This is a genomic window from Comamonas sp. NyZ500 (assembly GCF_016772095.1).
In the GTDB taxonomy this organism is placed as follows: domain Bacteria; phylum Pseudomonadota; class Gammaproteobacteria; order Burkholderiales; family Burkholderiaceae_C; genus Comamonas; species Comamonas thiooxydans.
On the sequence record NZ_JAEIJE010000016.1, the window covers coordinates 51,904 to 67,873 of the forward strand.

A 15,970-nucleotide genomic window follows, 5' to 3' on the forward strand; every position below is an offset into this window, starting at 1 on the left:
TTTCTCAGGCCGGACCGAAGTTCTGGAACAGGGCCGCGTCGCGTTCCAGCTCGCCGCTGGCGCGTACCGGCTGGCGCTGGGCAGCGGCAAAATCCAGCATGCGCTGTATGGGCTTGCGGGCGGCCAGACCCAGCATCGCGTCAAGCTCGATGGCACCGCTGCCTTGCAGCAGTGTTCGCTCCACGCCCGGCAGGCTGTTCATGGCCATCCAGGGGCAGAAGGCGCAGCTTTTGCAGCTGCCACCCGTGCCAGCCGTCGGGGCAGCCAGAAAGTGCTTGCCCGGATAGCGCTGGCGCATGTCGTGAAGAATGCCTTGATCGGTGGCCACGATGAAGGTGTCGGTGGGCAGCTTGCCCACGGCGGCAATCAGCTGAGTGGTGGAGCCCACCACATCGGCCAGCGCAGTGACGGCGGCCGGCGATTCGGGGTGAACCAGAATCGCGGCCTCGGGGTGGGCATTGGCCAGGGCCTGCAGCTCGTCGGCCTTGAATTCGTCATGGACCACGCAACTGCCCTGCCACAGCAGCATGTCGGCACCGGTTTGTTGCTGGATGTGGCTGCCCAGATGGCGGTCGGGTGCCCAGAGGATTTTCTCGCCGCGCGCGTGCAGGGCGGCCACGATGTCCTGCCCAACCGAAGAGGTGACTACCCAGTCGGCCCGGGCTTTCACGGCAGCGCTGGTGTTGGCATAGACGACCACGGTGCGGTCGGGGTGGGCGTCGCAGAAGCGGCTGAACTCGTCGGCCGGGCAGCCCAGGTCCAGCGAGCAGGTGGCATCGCCGTCGGGCATGAGCACGGTCTTCTCGGGGCTGAGGATTTTTGCGGTCTCGCCCATGAAGCGCACGCCGGCCACGATCAAGGTCTTGGCGGGATGGTTGGCACCAAAGCGCGCCATCTCCAGCGAGTCGCCCACGCAGCCGCCGGTATCGCGTGCCAGATCCTGCAGCGCACCGTCGACATAGTAGTGGGCAACCATGACGGCATTGCGTTCCTTGAGAAGAGCCTTGATGCGCTGCGCCGTCTCGCGCTGCTGCTGGCGGTCCTGCTGCGGCAGCACCCTGGCCCAGGCCTGGCCGGTGCTGCACTGGCTGCTGCTGCACTGGCTGCTGCTGCCCGGTGCGGGCTGGTCGAATTCCACGGTTCTGATCGTCATCGTCTCCATCCTGAGTTGTGCTGTTAAATATTTATACTCAATCTGAGTATTATTAAAACCGCTTTTTTTGAATTTGTCACCATGGAGACAAATTAGCTTGAATGGCGTCGCTTTTCAGTGCCGTCAGTGCTCGGGAAGGCAATCCAGAGAACGGATGGATCGCTTATTCATCAATGACTTGATGCTTCTGAAAAATGAGCAAATGGAGGATGTTCAGGCGGGCTGCCTGAGCAGGTGCTGGCGCAGGGCCAGGCGAGTGGCGGCCAGATCCCAGCCGCCCCAGCCGCAGGATTTGAAGAGTACAGGCTTCGTGGAGCGCGACCAGTCCTGATGCACCACGGCGGCCAGCGTGGGCAGGGGGGCGACCTCGATGCCGGCCTGCAGCAGGTCGCCGGCCTCGTGCGCAGCATCGGCGGTGTCAACGACGATCTGGCCCTGGTGCAGAAAGCGCCGGCACAACTCGGGATCCAGTTCCACCATTTGCGGCGTGAAGGCGCCGACAGCGCAGACAAAGGCATCGGGTCTTGCCGCCTCATGCAGCACCACGGCCTGCGCGGGCGTGCAGGTCACGATCAGCGGGCAGTGCCGGGCGGCTTCCTCCAGGTCGTCGGTGATGCGCGCATGCAGACCCAGGTCGCGGGCCTCGTCTGCAAGCCGCTGCGCGCTGCTGGCACTGCGCGAGTGAATCCAGACCTCCTGCGTGCCAAGGCCCTGAGCAAAAGCCTGCATATGGGAGCTGCCCTGCACGCCGGCGCCGACGATGAGCAGGGCGCCTTGAGGCCTGGGGGCCAGGCGGCGCGCTGCCAGCAGCGATACGGCTGCGGTGCGTCTGGCCGTGACGGTGGGGCCGTCCAGAATCAGTTGACGCACTCCGGTCGCTGCATCAAAAACCACGATATCGCCCTGAATGGTAGGCCTGCCCATCCGGGCATTGCCTGGCGTGAAACTGATGAGCTTGGTCATGACTACCTGGCCATCGGTGGCCGGCATGCAGAACAGGCAATTGCCCGCAGCCGTCGGCATGACGATGCGTGGCGGAACCGAGACACTGCAACTGTTTTGCAGCTGGCGCAAAAGTGCTTCGATCTCATCGGCCAGGGCGGACCATGGCAGCAGTGCGGCAGTGGCGCGGGCGTCCAGAGACGCTGTCGAGGGCTGGGTCTGGGCATTCATGGGCAGTCTTATGGGGGCAGCGGACAAGCCTCCGAGCTTACAGAATTGCAAGCCCGGCCCGGTGTTGACCGACAGAATGTCGCAGCACGGACGCTTCTGGCGAAGGCTGCCAGCGCGCACAATAGCCACTGTCTTATTCATCGATTTTGTCGTACACATGTTTGGCTTTTCTCCCCGCTCCGGGCAACGCAAGGACCCTACCTGGACACAAGCGCCTTCCAGCCGTGGTCATGTCGAGCCTGTCTGGCGGGATGGCGGCTCGGCTGCAAGCTATGAGCCGACCCAGCAGCAGGCGGCAGCACCGCGCAAATCCTCTTCGGCCAAGCTCTGGACATCGGCCGTCCTGGCGGTGGTGGGCCTGCTGGCAGTGGCCTTTCTGTTTCTGAGCATGGTCGATGTGGTGGAGGAACAGGTAGCCCGCAACCAGCCTCAGTCCACGCCGGGCGTGACCCTGATCCCTACGCCTGCCGGCCGCTGAACACCAAGCCAAACGTCAACAATGCTGCGCTGCAGCTTGACTGAGGTGGCAAAAGCACAGCTTGATACCTGCATTCGGAGCCACAGCCCTTAATATCGCCACCCGGCGCAGGCCGCGTGCAACACAGCTAAGGAGTAAGCACCATGAGATGGGAAGGTAACCGCGAGTCGGACAACGTCGAGGATCGCCGCGGAGACGGTGGTGGTGGTGGCGGTGGTTTTCCCATTGGTGGCCGCAGCATCGGCATCGGCACCGTGGTGCTGGCGCTGATTGGCTGGGGCGTGTTCGGCATCAACCCACTGACCACGATTGGCGTTCTCTCCGGTGGTGGCTCGCCCCAGGTGCAGCAGGCTCCAGCGCATCGCCCGGCTGGCGATGACCAGGGGGCCAAGTTTGTCTCCACGGTGCTGGCTTCAACCGAGGATGTCTGGACCCAGATCTTCCGTGAAGGCGGTGCCCAGTATCAGAACCCCAAGCTGGTGCTGTTCACCGGCGTGACGCGCACGGCCTGCGGCACGGGGCAGTCGGCCATGGGGCCGTTTTACTGCCCGGGTGACTACAAGGTCTATCTGGACATGGACTTCTTCAACACCATGAGCCGTCAGCTTGGTGCTCCCGGTGAGTTTGCGCGCGCTTATGTGGTTGCCCACGAGGTCGGCCATCATGTGCAGAACCTGCTCGGCATCTCGGGCAAGGTGGACAGCATGCGTGGCCGTGTCAGCGAACGCGAGCAAAATGCCATGTCCGTGCGCCTGGAGCTGCAGGCCGACTGCCTGGCCGGCATCTGGGCCAACAAGTCGCAGCAGGCCAAGAGCTGGCTGGAGCAGGGCGATATCGAGTCGGCGATGAATGCCGCACAGCAGATCGGCGACGACAAGCTGCAGCGCGAAGCCACGGGCACGGTGCGTCCCGACAGCTTTACCCATGGCTCCAGCGCCCAGCGTGTGCGCTGGTTCACCCAGGGCTACAAGATCGGCAGCGTCAAGGCCTGCGATACCTTCGCAGCTCAGTCGCTTTGAGCCACAAGCTGGTCTGAACCAGGCGTGTGCACTGTCACACGCCTTTGTTTTTGGGGCGGCAGAATGTGAAAATCCGGGTTATCCCGATAGATTGCACGGGATATTGGCAAGGCTTTTTACGCGTGAAAACAGAGGGGGCGAAGGCTTTTCATCTGCAGAAAATCACAAAGCCAACGCGAAAAACCCACTCGGTGCGACAATAACGCCCTCAATGACAAGCTCTTTCTCCAATCTTCACTTGGCTGAGCCCCTGGCACGCGCAGTGGCCGACATGGGCTATGAGTCCATGACTCCGATTCAGGCGCAGGCCATTCCGGTGGTATTGACCGGCAAGGACGTCATGGGCGCAGCCCAGACCGGCACAGGCAAGACGGCGGCTTTCTCCCTGCCCCTGCTGCAGCGCCTGATGCGCCATGAAAACGCTTCGGCATCGCCTGCCCGCCATCCGGTGCGTGCCCTGGTGCTGCTGCCCACGCGTGAACTGGCCGACCAGGTGGCACAACAGATTGCCCTGTACGCCAAGCACACCAAGCTGCGCAGCACCGTGGTGTTTGGTGGCATGGATATGAAGCCCCAGACCATCGAGCTGAAAAAAGGCGTCGAGGTGCTGGTGGCCACGCCCGGTCGTCTGCTGGACCACATCGAGGCCAAGAATGTGGTGCTCAATCAGGTGGAGTATGTGGTGCTGGACGAGGCCGACCGCATGCTGGATATCGGCTTTCTGCCCGATTTGCAGCGTATCCTCTCCTATCTGCCCAAGAGCCGCACCACGCTGCTGTTCTCGGCCACGTTCTCGCCCGAGATCAAGCGTCTGGCCGGCAGTTATCTGCAGGATCCGGTGACCATCGAGGTGGCTCGTCCCAACGAGACTGCGTCCACCGTGGAGCAGCGCTTCTACAAGGTCACGGATGACGACAAGCGTTACGCGATTCGTTCCGTGCTCAAGGAGCGCGACATTCGCCAGGCCTTCATCTTCTCCAACAGCAAGCTGGGTTGTGCGCGTCTGACGCGTGCCCTGGAGCGTGACGGTCTGCGTGCCGCCGCACTGCATGGAGACAAGAGTCAGGACGAGCGCCTGAAGGCGCTGGAAGCCTTCAAAGCCGGCGAGGTGGATCTGCTGGTCTGTACCGATGTGGCCGCGCGAGGTCTGGACATCAAGGATGTGCCCGCAGTCTTCAACTACGACGTGCCTTTCAATGCGGAAGACTATGTGCACCGCATCGGCCGTACCGGCCGAGCCGGCGCATCGGGCCTGGCCGTGACTCTGGTGACCGATCATGACAGCCGCAATGTGGCCGACATCGAAAAGCTCACCAAGAAGAAGATCGAAGTCGAACCTGCGCCCATGCTGGATTTCCGTCCGGCACGCCGCAGCCGCAGCGACGAGGAATATCGTCCACGTCGCGAGCGTGAATTCGATGCAGCATCGCGTGGCGGTCATGCGCATCGTCCATCGCGCATGGCCCAGCGTCCTGTCAATCTGGATCCGTTCTTTGACAAGCCTTATGAGGCCAGCAGCGCCAGCGAGACCGCATCCTGGGACAGCAAGCATGCAGCCCCGGTCAAGAGCGCAAGCATCAAGCCCAAGCGCAAGATTGCCGCTTTGTTCAAGGCTCCCGTCGTGGCTTCCTGAACACTGGGTCATCGCGCCAAAAGAAACGCCTGCGGATGCAGGCGTTTCTTTTTGAAGCTTCAGCCCTTGCTGCCAGGCACCTGAGCCTGCGGACACTGCAGCTGTATCAGCTCTCGTTCGTCCATGCGCTCCCCGATTCTCATCATGCTGAGGCAGCTGCCCCAGACGCAACCGGTGTCCATGGCCATCAGATCGGGCCGGTTGACATGGCCCAGCGTGGACCAGTGCCCAACAGCCATGGGTGTATCGGCAGTGAGCCGGCCCGGCACATCGAACCAGGGCATCAGTCCTTCGGGTGCGTGATCGGCGGATTCCGCGCTCTCAAAATCCATGACGCCGTCGGCACTGCAAAAACGCAGACGGGTAAAGGCGTTGACGATGCAGCGCAGTCTGTCATCGCCTTGCAGGTCGGCGGACCAGCGATCGGGCTGGTTGCCGTACATATTCTGCAAAAAACGCGCATGGTCGGCATGCTGAAGCACGGCCTGAACTTCGGTGCTCAAGGTCACGGCATCCTGCACACTCCATTGAGGAAGCACGCCGGCATGCACCATGAGAAGGTTCTCACCCAGCGCATTGGTGTGCAGGCGAGCCAGAGGCTGCTGGCGCAGCCAGTGCAACAGGTCATCGCAATCGGGTGTGCTCAGAACCTGGGCCAGAGTGTCGCGCTTGCTTTGACGGCGAAGGCCCCGGGCTGCGGCCAGCAGGTGCAGGTCGTGATTGCCGAGCAGAGGGCGAATGGCATCGCCGCCCTGCATGCAGCGGCGCAATACCTCGGCGGATTTGGGGCCGCGATTGACAAGGTCGCCGAGCACGTAAAGTGTGTCCCGACTTGCGGAAAAATCCACGATTTGCAATAAACGCTCGAAAGCGTCATCGCAGCCCTGGATGTCCCCGATACAGTAAAGTGCCATGGTCTTCTTTCTGATGGACGAGTCAGGGATTTTCTGCTGTTTGCATTGCTGACACTGCTTAACGGGGTGTTTGTAATGTCGAAACTGGCATTGGCCTTCCGGTTGCAGGGCAGGATTGCCGGCTTTGGCAAAGCTCGTGAGCAAGGACGCCCAAGCTGAGCTGGAGTTGCTTGAGAGTCCACGCAGTTTCTGTCTTTCGTGCAGCTTGGAATTACCTCCATCGGACGCTCAGCGGTATTGGGGTGGGGCTGCGATCAGCGATGGATTGGCCGTTTGGCTGATATCTCCGGGAATATTGGAAAGGACAGCAACCATTTCGGCAACGACTATCGTCGTAACTGCTATTACATTTATAACGATTATCTTTGGAGAGCTGGCTCAAAAGCGTATCGGGCAGCCCTATTCAGCGCTGGTTTCGGCATGGCAAGGCGCTCCATGGCCTGGGTTGCATCTATCGCAAAGTCCTTTGTGCGTTTGTTGTCATTTTCAATGCATGTCATATTGACTTTGCTGCGGATTAGTGAGTTCACCTGTGCAGCAATGGCTGAGGAAGAAATCGCAGCTGGTTTGGAGCAGGGGCGTCAGCCAGGTTTGATGGAGGTGCATGAGCATCAGGCGGCGTAAGCGTATTTCATTTAGACGATATTTATCTGACGTATTCAATGTTATTTACGCCGATATGTATTGCCTGAATGGCGAAATGGCGATGCATCAGGTTCTGCAGACCTGTGCCTGGCTGTTGCCCGGATGGAGAGCTGGGAAGACATTCCTGGTTACTGCATGCCGCAGCTCGCTGGACGAGATGCAAGGCATCATCGGCGTGCCCAATGGGCCGGCGCTCGCTGAGAAATCACAAGACCTGCAGGGAGAGCAGGCGCTGGCTTTGAAATTATTGCCTGAGACTTGGTGCGAGCCGAGGCGGCTGGATCAACTGCGTGCCAATGCAGGGAGCGGGGTGTTTTTCGTCGACGAATATGGGGCGGAGCAGGGCATCACGACACCGCATGGTTGGCTCTAAGTCAGTGCCAGAGAGCTTTGCTTCTTGGAGGAGGCAGAGGCCTGGGCAACTCGCAGAGAAGACGGATTCTGACTGCTCAAGGGCCTGATGCCTATTCAGAATTGAAGGCCAGGCTGACTATTTGAGTATTGCCAGGCGAAGGCCGGGGGCACCATAACACGCCGGCCGGTTTATTCCTTGCCAAAGCAGCCATTTGCCCGTTCCGGACGTGAAGGTCTTGTGTGGTGGCTGGATATTTGAGCTGATCGATTTGGACGAAAGCGTATCGACGGGATATTGGCAGCTCCTGAGACTGAATAGCTATTTATTAACACGTGGTTGCATTTTATAGATATTCTGAATTGTGGTTTTTGCTTACTAGGAAAATCATGAATTTGAAATTCCGGCATTTATAATGAGTTCACTTTAATCAACCAAGAAGCGCAAATCATGAGCACTTACAAGGAACTCCTGAAGCAGAGAGAAGAGCTGGAACAGCAAATCAACGAAGCCCGTTCGCGTGAACTGGCTGAAGCTGTGAGCAAGGTTCGCGGCCTGATTGCCGAGTACGGCTTGACTGCTGAAGATGTTTTCCCTCCCGCTCGCGCGCGCTCTTCCGCCAATGCGGGCGCCAAGGTGGCCCCCAAGTATCGTGATCCTGCTACGGGTCAGACTTGGACCGGTCGTGGCAAGCCGCCAAAGTGGATTGCAGACCAGGATCGCGAAAAGTTCGCTATTTGATCTGCTTTTGCGCACGTTGAAAGAGCCCGCCTTGGCGGGCTTTTTTCATGGCTGCAAGGTTTGCGGCAGCGCAAACAAGAGTTCTCTTCAATGCTGGCGACTACGCGGCACAATAAGAGTCCATGAACAAGCAGGTGTTGATTGCGGGTGGCGGTATTGGCGGTCTGGCAGCTGCCATTGCGGCGGTGCGGGCTGACTGGGATGTGCGCCTGTTCGAGCGTGCAGCGCAGTTTTCCGAAGTCGGAGCCGGTATTCAGCTGGGGCCCAATGTGGTGCGCTGTCTTCAGGCATGGGGGCTGCAGCGGTCGTTGCAGCAGGTCGTGGCCTGCCCTTTGTCCTTGCGAGCCTGCAGTGCCGTGACGGGGCAAGAGCTGGGGCGATTGCCCCTGGGCGCAGATATGGTGCAGCGCTATGGAGCCAACTACCTGACCATTCATCGCGCCGACCTGCACCAGATTCTGCTGGAGGCCTTGAAGGCTCTGCCAGAGGCTCACCTCAACCTCGACCAGTTCGTCAGCAGCTATAGCCAGCAGGACGGCGTGGTCACCATTCGCACCAGTACCGGCAAGCTCATCGAGGGCGACGCCCTGATCGGCGCTGATGGCGTGCGCAGTGCCGTGCGCGCACAGATGCTGGGTGATGGCCCGCCGCGTGTGACCGGGCACCTGGCCTACCGTGCCCTGGTGCATCAGGCCAATCTGCCCAAGCGCTTGCGCACCAGCGAGGTCACGGCCTGGCTGGGTCCGCAGCTGCACGCCATTCAGTACCCCGTGCGCCGCGGCGAGCTGCAGAATCTGGTGGTCATTGTGCAGGGGCCGGCCCCCGAGGATCTGGACAACTGGGATCACTCGGCCAATCTGCCCGATTTGCTGCAGCATCTTCAGGGCGCATGCGCTTACCTGCAGGATCTGGTTCAACATGTTCCCGATGTGGGTGGTGAATGGCGTTTGTGGCCGGTGGCCGACCGGCTGCCGGTGTCGTCAGAGGCCCAGATGGCGCAGGGCCTTGTAGCCCTGCTGGGCGATGCGGCCCATCCCATGCGTCCCTATCTGGCACAGGGTGCGGGCATGGCCATCGAGGATGCAGCCGAGTTGCAGAGTGCTCTGTCCATGCATGATCTGGATGTCAGTCTGCGGCTGCGCCGCTATGCGCTGAATCGCTGGCAGCGCAATGCCAGGGTGCAGGAACGCTCGCTGCGCAATGGCCGGATCTTCCATGCGACAGGGCCTGTTCGCTGGGGGCGCGATCTGTCGCTGCGCGCCTTGGGCGGGCGCATCATGGATGTGCCCTGGCTCTATGAGGGCGCGCTCTAGCAACCGGTTGCCATAGCCGGAATGGTTTTCGCGCAGCTGCCTGCCTGGCAGATAGACTGCCTCAGTTGCTGGCCTTGTGCAGCAATGGCGAAGGCTTGATGAGCTGGTAAGCCAGCACGCCGCTGCCCAGCATGGCGGCAATCATCAGCATCACGGCCTGATAGATGTCGGCATTCTGGCGTTCCGCAACGCCTGCGACCAAGCCCGACAGCCACTGCATGAGCGCGGCTCCTAGAAACATGGCCATGGTGAAGATGGACAGTGCGCGTCCCGTCGTGGCCGGTGGGTAGGAGGAGCGCACATCGGCATAGATCAGCGTGCCGTAGCCCGAAAGCACACTCATGACCAGCAGCAGCAGCACGCTGCCTACGGATTGGTGGAGCAGGGCCAGCGCTACAAAAACGGTTGCCATGAGCAGCGCAAAGCGTGCAATGCGCTGGCGACGCCTGGCCGGACCGGGGTCCAGCCGGCCGAACATGGAAGGCACAAACAGCGAAATGACGGAGCAGGCCAGGGCCACATTGCCGGTCGTGACCAATGAAAACTGGTAGCGATCCATCAGCATGGGACTGAGCCAGAGGCCGCGCACGGTGAGAAACGAGGCGTAGCTGACCATGCCCAGCAGCACAATGCCCCAGGTATGGGGCAGCAGCAGCAGGCTGCCAAAACCTTGCAGCGCCTGCATGAAGCCGGGCTTGGGCTGGGCATCGCCGGGAAGCTCGGGCTCGTGCACCTTGAAGAAAATCAGCAGCCAGGACAGCGCACTCAGCACCGCCAGCAGCGCAAAGCCGGCACGCCAGCCCATGTGCTGCACCAGCCAGGCCATGGGTGTGCCGGTAAACAGCAGGCCCAGCCCGCCCAGGCCAAGGCCTATGCCCGAGAGGTAGGCAAATTTATCGGCCGGAAAGTGGCGCGCGATAAACATGGTGCTGGCCAGAAAGGCGGGCGAGCAGCCCACGCCGATCAGCAGCTGACCCAGCATCAGCCAGGAATAGCTGGGTGCGAGTGCGGACAGCGCGGCGCCCGCAATCGACAGCGGAAAGGCCAGCAGCACGGTGCGGCGCAGGCCGTAGATATCCATGCCTATGCCCATGAGCAGCTGGGCCACGCCGAAGGACAGTGCAAACAGCCCGGCAAACGAGCCCAGCGACTGCGCGGACAGGCCGAAGTCCGTGCGCAGACCGTCGGCGATGATGGAGGTGACGGTTCTGAAGGCCTGGCTCAATGCAAAGCCCGTGAGCAGGCAGACCAGCATGGCCCAGGCGGAAGAGTCGGGTTTGGGGCTGGCGCTCGGCGCAGCCTCGGCGGCGCTGTGATCGGAAGACATGGGCAGTTTGTTGCGATGTTAGGTTTTGCACGGAGCCTAAAGAATTCAGGCTGCCCGCGCTGTCACGAAAGAGCAGCAGGGGCAGCCTGAATGGCGATGGCCTTGATGACCGGCCTACAGCTCGGTGCGCAGGCTCCAGATCTCGGGGAACAGCACCACGTCCAGCATCTTCTTGAGATAGCTCACGCCGCCGGTGCCGCCCGTGCCGCGCTTGAAGCCGATGACACGCTCCACCGTGGTCAGGTGGCGGAAGCGCCAGAGACGGAAGGCATCTTCGATATCGGCCAGCTTTTCTCCCAGCTGGTACAGATCCCAATACTTGTGCGGATCGCGGTAGACGGTGATCCAGGCCTGCTTCACGCCCTCGCTGGCCTCATAGGGCTGGGTCCAGTCGCGCTGCAGGCGGTCGGCAGGCACGGCGATGCCTTCGCGGGCCAGCAACTGCAGGGCCACGTCGTACAGCGATGGCGATTCGTAGGCGGCCTGCACCTGGGCCAGCAGATCGCTGCGGTGGGCGTGGGGCTGGAGCATGGCCGCGTTCTTGTTGCCCAGCGCGAACTCGATGCAGCGGTACTGGTAGCTCTGGAAGCCGCTGGAGTTGGCCAGATAGGGGCGCATGGCCGAGTACTCAGGCGGTGTCATGGTGGACAGCACGGTCCAGGCGCTGACCAGTTGCTCCATGATGCGCGAGACGCGCGCCAGCATCTTGAAGGCATCGGGCTTGGTCTCGCCCGATGCATTGGCAATGGCTGCCGTAGCCGCGCGCACCTCGTGCAGCATCAGCTTCATCCACAGCTCGCTGGTCTGGTGCTGCACGATGAACAGCATCTCGTCATGGGCGGGCGACAGCGGATGCTGGGCCGTGAGAATCTGGTCCAGATGCAGATAGTCGCCATAGCTCATGTCACGGCTGAAGTCGAGCTGGGCTTTCTCGTCGCGGACGATGGCTGCGCCGCCATGCAGGGGGCAACCGGAGGATTCATTCGTCATGGTCAAATCATCTTTGATAGGTCAGTGCGCGCAGCGTAACCGAATCCGGGCACACAAAGCCTGCAAGAACGTGGATGCAAGCTGCCATAGCTTTGCGTAAAGTCGGGCCAGTCATAGACCGATGACAGAAAACGCACTCAGCCGAGATTCACGCCATGCCCAGTCCTCTGCCTTCCACCGCCGCTGCAAATTCGCAAACAGATGAGCGCATGATCCAGTGCTGCCGCTGGCTGGAGAGCGAAGAGCCCATGCCCGCGCTGGAGGTGCTGGCTCAGCGCCTCGGGCTCAGTCCCTGGCAGTTGCACCGCAACTTCAAGCGCGCCACGGGGCTTACGCCCAAGGCCTATGCCAAGGCCCATCGCGGCAGGCATGTGCGTGCCGCGCTGGCGCAGGAGGCCAGCGAGTCGGTCACCGATGCGGCCTATCTGAGCGGCTATGAAGCCAGCAGCAGCTTCTACAAGGATGCACCGGCCATGCTGGGCATGGCGCCGCAGTCCTATCGCAGGCGCGGCCAGGACCAGCGTATCCGCTTTGCCCTGGCCGAATGCTCGCTGGGCAGCCTGCTGGTGGCCAGCACCGACAAGGGCGTGTGCTGCGTGCTGCTGGGCGATGATCCCCATGCGCTGGTGGACGATCTGCAGCAGCGTTTTGCGGCGGCGCAACTGATCGGGGCCGACGCCCAGTATGAGCAGACCGTGGCCCAGGTGGTGGCCCTGATGGAGCAGCCCCGCCTGGGGCTGGCCCTGCCGCTGGATATTCAGGGCACGGCGTTTCAGCAGCGCGTGTGGCAGGCGCTGCAGAGCATTCCGGCCGGGCAGACCGTGAGCTACAGCGAACTGGCCCGGCAGCTGGGCCAGCCCAGCGCCACGCGGGCCGTGGCCAGCGCGGTGGCGGCCAACCCGATTGCAGTGGCCGTGCCCTGTCATCGTGTGCTGCGCAACGACGGCAGCATCTCGGGCTATCGCTGGGGTGTGGAGCGCAAGCGTGCGCTGCTGCTGCGCGAGGCCCAGCAGGCCCGACTCAAGCTCTCTTAAAGAGAGCTGCTATCGCATGATCCTCAATGAATTTGAATTGATTTCTATCCGAAATCATTGGTTGATGAGCGATAGCAGCTATGAATTTAATGAATGAAGCACAGGCACGCTACGGCGCAGCCCCCTGTGATAGAAAACCGCATGCTGCTTGAAGTCTCCATTGCCCTGCCCGCGCGTTACCGCTTTGACGAATTCGTGCATTTCCATGATCGCGACGAGCAGCAACTGGCCGAGCGGGTCGATGCCGCTGCGCGCAGCCTGCACAAGGCCATCATGTGGAAGCGCAGCCCCGCCTTGCTGCAGCTGCAATGGCAGAGCGGACAGGTACAGGCCAGCTTGCATGCAGCGCACACAGAGCCGGCAGAGGCAGACCGGGCCGCGCTGCAGGCCATGGTGAAACGCATGCTGGGGCTGATCTATGCGCCAGACCAGCTGGAGCTGGCGCATGGCGACCACCGCGAGCTGGGCGCGCTGCTGTCGCGCCAGGCCGGCCTGCATGTACCCGGCTCGCCCACGCCCTTCGAGGCGCTGACCTGGGCCATCACCGGCCAGCAGATCACGGTGGCCGTGGCCGTTTCGCTGCGGCGCAAGCTGATCGCGCTGGCGGGCGAGCCGCTGGCGCAAGACGGGGACATGCCGGCCCTGCACGCTTATCCCGATGCACAGCGTGTGGCAGCCTTGGGGCTGGACGCGCTGCGCGGCGCGGGCTTTTCCCAGGCCAAGGCCCAGACCCTGCTGGCCGTGGCCCAGGCCGTTGCCGAGGGGCAGCTGCCGCTGGACGACTGGGCTGCCAGCAGTGCCGCCGGGCGCTGGAGCGAGGAGGATGTGGCCGCTGCCTCGGCACAATTGCTGGCGGTCAAGGGCATAGGGCCGTGGACGGTGAACTACACCTTGCTGCGCGGCTATGGCTGGCCCGACGGCAGTCTGCACGGCGATGTGGCGGTGCGCCGGGCCATCGGCCTGCTTACCGGCAGCGACAAGCCCGACGCGCGTGCCGCCAGCGACTGGCTGGAACAGTTCAAGCCCTGGCGCGCGCTGGTGGCCGCGCACCTCTGGGCCTCGCTGGCCGACAGCGCCTATTGAGAGGCGGCAGGCGGCAGCGCTTCAGAGCGGCGGCGACAGCACCAGCAGCAGCAGGCGTGCGGGCTGGCCCGAGGCATTGGCCAGGCGGTGCTCGCTGTCCACCACCAGCGTGGCCGTGTCGCCCGCATGCAGCAGCACCTGCTCCTGGGCGGTGAAGACTTCGATGCTGCCTTCCAGCACATGAAAGACCTCGCGCGTGCCTGCGCGATGGGCCGCGAAATGGCTGGAGACCGCATGCGGCGGAAAGCGGTAATGCACGAGGTTCACACCCGCGCTGGGGCTGGCCAGGGCCAGGCGCTCCACGCCGCTGGCCTCGTCGACAAAGCGCAGGTTCTCGCCGGCGCGCGTGATCTGCGCGCTGGGTGCGCTTTGCACCAGCTCGCCCAGCTCGCAGCCCAGACCCTGTGCAATCGCCATGGCATTGCGCAGGCTGGTGGCCAGCAGGCCGCGTTCCACGCGCGACAGCGCACCCGGTGAGACGCCGCTGGCCTGGGCCAGCTGATCCAGTGTGATGCCCAGCTGGGCGCGGCGCGCGCGGACGGCGGCGCCGAAAAGCGCATCCTGCTCCGATGCCTGCGATGCGGTGGTGGAGTTCAAGTCTGGCTCCTTGTCATGGCGTCTGTTCTTGTGTTGAAAATTTTCCTATGAGAAAATAATTTTGCGTATAGGAAATTATTTTTCGAGGATGAATGCAATGTACATGTTTATCAGTGCCTTGCCCGTGGCCACCGTCATCGCCGTCCTGCTGGCGGGCTGGCGCTCGCTGCATGCCGCAGCGCTGGGCGTGGCGGTGGCGCTGCTGGTGATTGCCGCAGCCTTTGCGCAGCCCGCTTCAGCATGGCTGGCCGCGGGCATGCACTGGGCGCCGGTGCTGCTGGAAGTGCTGCTGATCGTGGCAGGCGGGCTGCTGCTGTCCGAGGTGCTGCGCGCGTCGGGAGCGCAGAAGGCCCTGGCCGACTGGCTGCTGGCCAGGGCCGGCAGCGGCACGGGCGCCGTGCTGCTGGTGGTGCATGGCATCACGCCGTTTGCCGAGTCGGTCACCGGCTTCGGCGTGGGCGTGACCATAGGCATACCGCTGCTCGCGCACTTCGGCTTGCCGCCGCGCAAGGTGGTGCTCATCGGCCTGCTGGGCCTGTGCGCCGTGCCCTGGGGCTCCATGGGGCCGGGGACGCTGGTGGCAGCCACCATGGCGGGTCTGCCGTTCAAGGAGCTGGGTCAGGCTTCGGCCCTGGTCAGCGTGATTCCGTTTGTCATCACCGGCATGGCGGCGGCGGCTCTGGCGAGTGTGCCGGGCCGTCGCTGGCCGGCTCTGCTGCAGGGCCTGCTGTCGGGTCTGTTGCTGACTGCGGCCGTGGCTCTGATGAATACCCTGGCAGGCACGGCGCCAGCGGGGGCACTCGGTGCCTTGCTGGTGGTGGGCTGGCATCTGCTGCGCCTGCGCGTGTCGCAAGTGGACGCGGACAAGCCGCCCCTGAGCGCACCGGGGCGGCGTGCGCTGGCGGCCTATGCGCTGCTGCTGGGAGGCGTGCTGGCGGCGGCAGCGCTGCTGCGCACCCTGGATCTGCCCGCTGCCTGGCATGGGCTGGCTTCGCCGGGACTGTGGCTGCTGGTGGCTGCGGTTTTTTTCACGCGAGGCCGGCCGGCGCGCCCATCGCTGGCAAAGGTCTGGCGCTCCTGGCTGCAGGTGGCACCGGTCACGGCGCTGTTCATTGTGCTGGGCGTGCTGATGGCGGTTTCGGGCATGGCCGCGCAGCTGGCGCAGGCGCTGGCCCGCAGCGGGTCGCTGTATCTGCTGGCTGCACCCTTTGTGGGAGCGCTGGGTGGCTTTGTGACCGGCTCCAACACCGGGGCGAATGCCATGTTCGCGGCCACGCAGGCCGAGATCGCCCAGGCGCTGGGCGCGCCGCTGCTGTCATTCATGGCGGTGCACAACGTCAGTGCTTCGCTGCTGCTCATGGCTTCGCCCGGCAAGGTGGAGATGGCCGTGCAACTGCTGGCGCAGGGGGCTGACCAGCGGCGCTGGGTGCAGCGAAGCGTGCTGGTGCTGGACCTGGCCGCCGTGGCGCTGATGGGCGTGCTCAATTGGAGCTGGGCACGGGCCTGACCGGATGCCGG

Annotated in this window: 16 protein-coding genes; 10 read left to right on the forward strand and 6 right to left on the reverse strand. The window is 62.9% G+C overall.

Features of this window, described 5'->3' with window-relative positions:
• Window positions 1-4: 4 nt before the first annotated feature.
• Both nadA and JAO85_RS19890 read right to left on the reverse strand, forming a co-directional pair.
• On the reverse strand, window positions 5-1,153 hold the full coding sequence (nadA, locus tag JAO85_RS19885) for a quinolinate synthase NadA (RefSeq protein ID WP_202788829.1): 1,149 nt from the start codon (window positions 1,151-1,153) through the stop codon (window positions 5-7).
• A 213-nt stretch (window positions 1,154-1,366) separates the two neighbouring features.
• Window positions 1,367-2,326: a delta(1)-pyrroline-2-carboxylate reductase family protein gene (locus JAO85_RS19890; RefSeq protein WP_202788830.1), complete on the reverse strand. Its 960-nt coding sequence runs from the start codon at window positions 2,324-2,326 to the stop codon at window positions 1,367-1,369.
• A 157-nt stretch (window positions 2,327-2,483) separates the two neighbouring features.
• Here JAO85_RS19890 and JAO85_RS19895 point away from each other — a divergent pair, with 157 nt between their 5' ends.
• The 3 genes from JAO85_RS19895 (at window position 2,484) to JAO85_RS19905 (ending at window position 5,456) form a co-directional block, all read left to right on the forward strand.
• Window positions 2,484-2,804 carry a hypothetical protein gene (locus JAO85_RS19895; protein WP_202788831.1) on the forward strand — a complete coding sequence of 107 codons (321 nt, stop codon included), beginning with the start codon at window positions 2,484-2,486 and terminating at the stop codon, window positions 2,802-2,804.
• A 143-nt stretch (window positions 2,805-2,947) separates the two neighbouring features.
• Window positions 2,948-3,823, forward strand: a complete 876-nt coding sequence (locus JAO85_RS19900; RefSeq protein WP_202788832.1) for a neutral zinc metallopeptidase — start codon at window positions 2,948-2,950, stop codon at window positions 3,821-3,823.
• A 211-nt stretch (window positions 3,824-4,034) separates the two neighbouring features.
• Window positions 4,035-5,456 carry a DEAD/DEAH box helicase gene (locus JAO85_RS19905; protein WP_034362449.1) on the forward strand — a complete coding sequence of 474 codons (1,422 nt, stop codon included), beginning with the start codon at window positions 4,035-4,037 and terminating at the stop codon, window positions 5,454-5,456.
• 59 nt (window positions 5,457-5,515) lie between these two features.
• Here the strand turns inward: JAO85_RS19905 and JAO85_RS19910 are convergent, their stop codons facing one another.
• Window positions 5,516-6,370, reverse strand: a complete 855-nt coding sequence (locus JAO85_RS19910; protein WP_202788833.1) for a symmetrical bis(5'-nucleosyl)-tetraphosphatase — start codon at window positions 6,368-6,370, stop codon at window positions 5,516-5,518.
• 273 nt (window positions 6,371-6,643) lie between these two features.
• Here JAO85_RS19910 and JAO85_RS25655 point away from each other — a divergent pair, with 273 nt between their 5' ends.
• The 4 genes from JAO85_RS25655 (at window position 6,644) to JAO85_RS19930 (ending at window position 9,421) form a co-directional block, all read left to right on the forward strand.
• Window positions 6,644-6,994 carry a hypothetical protein gene (locus JAO85_RS25655; protein ID WP_237734922.1) on the forward strand — a complete coding sequence of 117 codons (351 nt, stop codon included), beginning with the start codon at window positions 6,644-6,646 and terminating at the stop codon, window positions 6,992-6,994.
• Window positions 6,975-7,388 (forward strand): TlyC, encoded by a 414-nt coding sequence (locus tag JAO85_RS19920; RefSeq protein WP_237734923.1) that lies wholly within the window; start codon window positions 6,975-6,977, stop codon window positions 7,386-7,388. Before JAO85_RS25655 ends, JAO85_RS19920 begins: the two co-directional genes overlap by 20 nt.
• 429 nt (window positions 7,389-7,817) lie before the next feature.
• The gene (locus JAO85_RS19925) at window positions 7,818-8,108 is read left to right on the forward strand and encodes an H-NS family nucleoid-associated regulatory protein (protein WP_003052529.1); all 291 of its coding nucleotides are present in this window, start codon (window positions 7,818-7,820) and stop codon (window positions 8,106-8,108) included.
• Between the two features lie 122 nt (window positions 8,109-8,230).
• On the forward strand, window positions 8,231-9,421 hold the full coding sequence (locus JAO85_RS19930) for an FAD-dependent monooxygenase (protein ID WP_202788834.1): 1,191 nt from the start codon (window positions 8,231-8,233) through the stop codon (window positions 9,419-9,421).
• Window positions 9,422-9,482: 61 nt separating this feature from the next.
• Here the strand turns inward: JAO85_RS19930 and JAO85_RS19935 are convergent, their stop codons facing one another.
• Window positions 9,483-10,748: an MFS transporter gene (locus JAO85_RS19935; RefSeq protein ID WP_003067177.1), complete on the reverse strand. Its 1,266-nt coding sequence runs from the start codon at window positions 10,746-10,748 to the stop codon at window positions 9,483-9,485.
• A gap of 114 nt (window positions 10,749-10,862) precedes the next feature.
• Window positions 10,863-11,738 carry a tryptophan 2,3-dioxygenase gene (gene kynA, locus JAO85_RS19940; protein WP_003067178.1) on the reverse strand — a complete coding sequence of 292 codons (876 nt, stop codon included), beginning with the start codon at window positions 11,736-11,738 and terminating at the stop codon, window positions 10,863-10,865.
• A gap of 155 nt (window positions 11,739-11,893) precedes the next feature.
• On the opposite strand from kynA, the gene ada reads away from it, so the two are divergent.
• Together ada and JAO85_RS19950 are read left to right on the forward strand one after the other, a co-directional pair.
• Window positions 11,894-12,772: a bifunctional DNA-binding transcriptional regulator/O6-methylguanine-DNA methyltransferase Ada gene (gene ada / locus JAO85_RS19945; RefSeq protein WP_003067179.1), complete on the forward strand. Its 879-nt coding sequence runs from the start codon at window positions 11,894-11,896 to the stop codon at window positions 12,770-12,772.
• A 93-nt stretch (window positions 12,773-12,865) separates the two neighbouring features.
• Window positions 12,866-13,855 carry a DNA-3-methyladenine glycosylase 2 family protein gene (locus tag JAO85_RS19950; RefSeq protein WP_202788835.1) on the forward strand — a complete coding sequence of 330 codons (990 nt, stop codon included), beginning with the start codon at window positions 12,866-12,868 and terminating at the stop codon, window positions 13,853-13,855.
• A 21-nt stretch (window positions 13,856-13,876) separates the two neighbouring features.
• On the opposite strand, the gene JAO85_RS19955 is transcribed toward JAO85_RS19950, so the two are convergent.
• The gene (locus tag JAO85_RS19955) at window positions 13,877-14,452 is read right to left on the reverse strand and encodes a helix-turn-helix domain-containing protein (RefSeq protein WP_003052541.1); all 576 of its coding nucleotides are present in this window, start codon (window positions 14,450-14,452) and stop codon (window positions 13,877-13,879) included.
• A 97-nt stretch (window positions 14,453-14,549) separates the two neighbouring features.
• Here JAO85_RS19955 and JAO85_RS19960 point away from each other — a divergent pair, with 97 nt between their 5' ends.
• Entirely contained in the window at window positions 14,550-15,959 is a 1,410-nt protein-coding gene (locus JAO85_RS19960) for an SLC13 family permease (protein WP_202788836.1), read from the forward strand.
• Window positions 15,960-15,970: the final 11 nt, after the last annotated feature.

Bases quoted from the DNA above. Each gene is read 5' to 3' on its own strand.
- nadA (WP_202788829.1), bottom strand. From the start codon at position 1,153: ATGACGATCAGAACCGTGGAATTCGACCAGCCCGCACCGGGCAGCAGC.
- JAO85_RS19890 (WP_202788830.1), bottom strand. From the start codon at position 2,326: ATGAATGCCCAGACCCAGCCCTCGACAGCGTCTCTGGACGCCCGCGCC.
- JAO85_RS19895 (WP_202788831.1), top strand. From the start codon at position 2,484: ATGTTTGGCTTTTCTCCCCGCTCCGGGCAACGCAAGGACCCTACCTGG.
- JAO85_RS19900 (WP_202788832.1), top strand. From the start codon at position 2,948: ATGAGATGGGAAGGTAACCGCGAGTCGGACAACGTCGAGGATCGCCGC.
- JAO85_RS19905 (WP_034362449.1), top strand. From the start codon at position 4,035: ATGACAAGCTCTTTCTCCAATCTTCACTTGGCTGAGCCCCTGGCACGC.
- JAO85_RS19910 (WP_202788833.1), bottom strand. From the start codon at position 6,370: ATGGCACTTTACTGTATCGGGGACATCCAGGGCTGCGATGACGCTTTC.
- JAO85_RS19920 (WP_237734923.1), top strand. From the start codon at position 6,975: ATGAGCATCAGGCGGCGTAAGCGTATTTCATTTAGACGATATTTATCT.
- JAO85_RS19925 (WP_003052529.1), top strand. From the start codon at position 7,818: ATGAGCACTTACAAGGAACTCCTGAAGCAGAGAGAAGAGCTGGAACAG.
- JAO85_RS19930 (WP_202788834.1), top strand. From the start codon at position 8,231: ATGAACAAGCAGGTGTTGATTGCGGGTGGCGGTATTGGCGGTCTGGCA.
- JAO85_RS19935 (WP_003067177.1), bottom strand. From the start codon at position 10,748: ATGTCTTCCGATCACAGCGCCGCCGAGGCTGCGCCGAGCGCCAGCCCC.
- kynA (WP_003067178.1), bottom strand. From the start codon at position 11,738: ATGACGAATGAATCCTCCGGTTGCCCCCTGCATGGCGGCGCAGCCATC.
- ada (WP_003067179.1), top strand. From the start codon at position 11,894: ATGCCCAGTCCTCTGCCTTCCACCGCCGCTGCAAATTCGCAAACAGAT.
- JAO85_RS19950 (WP_202788835.1), top strand. From the start codon at position 12,866: ATGAAGCACAGGCACGCTACGGCGCAGCCCCCTGTGATAGAAAACCGC.
- JAO85_RS19960 (WP_202788836.1), top strand. From the start codon at position 14,550: ATGTACATGTTTATCAGTGCCTTGCCCGTGGCCACCGTCATCGCCGTC.